This is a genomic window from Pseudomonas sp., assembly GCF_035277045.1.
In the GTDB taxonomy this organism is placed as follows: Bacteria; Pseudomonadota; Gammaproteobacteria; order Pseudomonadales; family Pseudomonadaceae; genus Aquipseudomonas.
The window spans coordinates 1-2,772 of the sequence record NZ_DATELE010000200.1 but is presented as its reverse complement, the minus strand read 5'-3'; the positions used below and the strand labels follow the sequence as shown (position 1 = coordinate 2,772).

Genomic DNA, 2,772 nt, shown 5'->3' with positions numbered 1-2,772 from the left:
TGAAAGCGGATCGTGTTGCCCTCGGCCGACTGTTGCAGGATCTCGCCGCCGGTGATGTCCGATGGCAACAGGTCCGGTGTGAACTGGATACGCCGCATCTGCGCTTCCAGGTGCGTGGCCAAGGCTTTGACCGTGCGCGTCTTGGCCAGGCCTGGCAGACTCTCGAGCAGGACGTGGCCGTCGGCCAACAGCCCCAGCAGCACATGGCGAATGGTCTCGGCCTGGCCAAGGACTTTCTCGGCGACCGACGCTTCCAGCGCTTTGACGTGTTCGTGGGTGTTCACTGGCCCGATCCCTGTCAGCGGTGGCAATCTGGTAAATCTAGTCGTGCCAGGCCGAGCTGCAACGCAGTGTCATGAAGAGAACACGCTGACCAAGCGCTACCCTCTCCAGCCCTGACCGCGCGTCTTCAGCCATCACCGCCCCTTCTGCCAGTACGGCTCGATCGCCTGCAGCCGTGGATCATCCGGGGCTACCTGGCGCATCCGCTCGACGTAGCCGTAGGCCTGTTCGCGTTCGCCGGCGAGGGCGTGCAGGTAGATCAGCGAGTACAGCAGGTCGGCATTGTCCGGTGCTTGCTGCAGGCCATCGCGCAGCGCTTGCAGCGCTTCGTCACGGCGGTTCAGGCGCGACAGCAGCAGGCCCTGGTTGTAGCGGATACGCACGTTGCCCGGCAAAGCCAGGGCGGCCTGCTCCATCCAGCCAAGCGCCTCGTCAGGCATGTCGCGCTCGACCAGTAGCAAGGCCAGCATGTAGGCCAGGTTGCCACGGTCGGCGGTGGGCATCCTGTCCAGGGCCACGCCCTCGCGCAGCAGGCTCTCAGCTTCGTCCAGGCGTTGGGCACGGCTGACCAGGGTAACCAGGTTGACCCGTGCCGGGACGAAGTACGGGTCCATGCGCAGGGCCTGGCGATACTGTTCCATGGCCTGCTCGTCGAGGCCCTGGCGCTGCATCAGCACGGCCAGGTTGAGCCGACCGCCAGGCAGGTCGGCGTTGCTGCGCAGGCGCTGCTCGTAATCGCCGAGCAAGGCCTTGAAGGACGCGCGGCGGGCTTGCGGCAGTTGCGCTGCGGGGACATCGGCCAGGGCCCGCACGGCTTCGTCGCGCACCGCCAGGGTGGGGTCTTCAAGCAACGGCAGCAACGGTTTGAGCCGCTGCTCGGGCGGCAGGCTGGTGAATCCGGCCACCGCGTAGGCACGCACCAGTGGGTCTTTGTCCTGCAGCGCCCACTTCAGGCTGGTGGCGCCAGCAGGCCCCAGGTCCGCCAACTGGTCGGCGGCTGTCGCGCGGACGATGGCGGGGTTGCGCTTGTCCGCGAGCAGGTAACCCAGGTGGCTCAGGGCAGTGCCAGGGTCTTCGCGTCCGGCCTGCAGGCTCTGGCCGTAATGGGCCGGGCGGCTGGTCGTGCCGAACCAACGCTGAAGGGCATTGGCGGCCCAGTCGGGTTCGCGGTCCTGGTGGCAGGTGGTACAGGCATCCGGCCCGCCGCCCTGCGCGGCAAGGTCTGGCCGTGGGATGCGCAGGCTGTGGTCACGCCGGGGGTCGATCAGCATGTAGTGCTTGCTCGGCATGTGGCAATTGACGCACTGCGCACCCGGCGAGCCGGCCACGTGGTGATGGTGCGCCGGGCTGTCGTAGTCCTTGGCCAGCAGGCCGGCGAAGCGCGCGGTATCGGGCTGGGGGTTGTGGCACTGCAGGCACAGCCCGTTGCCTTCGAGGCGAACCTTGGTGGTGTGTGGGTCGTGGCAATCGGTGCAGCCGACGCCCGCGGCGAACATCCTGCTCTGGGTGAAGGAGCCGTACTCGTAGACTTCGCCATCGATTTGCCCGTCCGCATGGTACAGACCCGTGCGCAGCGTGGCCGGCAAGCTCTGGTCCAGCTGGGGGTGGCCTGGCAACTGGCCGGTGCCCAGGCTCTGCCGACGGCTGTGGCAATAGGCACATTGCTCCACCAGCCCCTTGCTGCCCAGCGTTTTGAAGTCCACGGCCAACCCTTGGGCGGGCGACGCGCCGGGGTGTCTGTTGGCCCAGTCGACATGGGCCTGGCCTGGACCGTGGCAGCCCTGACAACCCACGGTTTTTTCCTGCCAGGTACTGGCAAAACCGTCCTTCACGTCGTCGTAGTGCTTGACCAGCCGGGTCGAGTGGCAGTCGGCGCACATGCCGTTCCAGTTCTGGTAGCGGCCTGTCCAGTGCAGCGGGTCGTCGGGGGCGAAGCGTTGTCCGGGGTACAGGGAGAACCAGCGTTGCCCGCCCTGCTCCGCTGGCCGGCTGTCCCAGGCGATGGTCAACGCCTGCAAACGGCCGCGTGACAGCGCCACCAGGTACTGCTGCAGCGGCTCGAAGCCGAAGGTGTAGAGCACCTGAAAGTCGGCCGGTTTGCCGTCTTCGCCGTCGATGTTGACGAAGAACTTTTCGCCCTGGCGAAAGAAGCGGGCCTTGACGCCGTCCTGGTCGTAGCGCGCATCGTCGAAGCGGCCCAGCACGTTGGCCGGGCTGGCATCGCGCAGTGCCCAGGCATGATCGGAGTGCTGCCACTGCCTGGCCTGTTCGGCATGGCACGCCTGACAACTGGCGGCATCGGCATAGCCTTCCCGGTCCGTGGCCTGCGACGGCAACGCGGCAGCGCTCGGGTTGGCGCTGCACAGCCACAGCGACATAACACTCAGGCAGGTCATGGCCCACATCTGCCGCATTGGCCCGGCCCGGCGTCCCATTGCTGGTTCCAGCGCCTTACTTGACCTTCACGACATCATCCGGCTTCCAGGTCTG

The 2,772-nt window shown here is 66.8% G+C and carries 2 protein-coding genes; both read right to left on the bottom strand.

From position 1 onward, the window contains the following. Positions 1-284: AAA family ATPase (locus VJS90_RS11265; RefSeq protein ID WP_324121731.1), on the bottom strand; the 284-nt coding region annotated here is incomplete at its 3' end. Between the two features lie 132 nt (positions 285-416). After that, positions 417-2,717, bottom strand: a complete 2,301-nt coding sequence (locus tag VJS90_RS11260; protein WP_414704932.1) for a tetratricopeptide repeat protein — start codon at positions 2,715-2,717, stop codon at positions 417-419. Positions 2,718-2,772: the final 55 nt, after the last annotated feature.

What these genes read in the sequence shown, in the direction of transcription:
- VJS90_RS11260 (WP_414704932.1), bottom strand. Translation starts at nt 2,717, where the DNA reads ATGGGACGCCGGGCCGGGCCAATGCGGCAGATGTGGGCCATGACCTGC.